Annotated in this window: 1 protein-coding gene; it reads left to right on the top strand. The window is 50.0% G+C overall.

What is annotated here, in order from left to right:
* On the top strand, positions 1-264 hold a 264-nt coding region (locus HBA93_RS21640; protein WP_221724622.1), incomplete at both ends, for a thioredoxin family protein.

Here is a 264-nt window from a genome sequence, read left to right as displayed (position 1 = left end):
ATCAGATTCGTGGTGTGAAGGGTACATTCCGTTTCGAGACATATTATTCGCTGTCCTGTCAGAACTGCCCTGATGTGGTGCAGGCGCTCAATCTGATGGCTGTTCTTAATCCTGGTATCGAGCATGTCGCCATTGATGGCGCGCTGTTTCAGGATGAAGTTGCGGATCGACAGGTCATGTCGGTTCCGTCAATTTTCCTCAATGGTGAGGTTTTCGGCTCCGGTCGCATGGGCGCAGAAGAAATTCTGGCTAAAATTGATACCG

It is taken from the genome of Ochrobactrum sp. SFR4 (assembly GCF_019730395.1).
Classification (GTDB): domain Bacteria; phylum Pseudomonadota; class Alphaproteobacteria; order Rhizobiales; family Rhizobiaceae; genus Pseudochrobactrum.
Note: the sequence above shows the minus strand (reverse complement) of the source record. Positions and strands in the feature narration are given on the sequence as shown.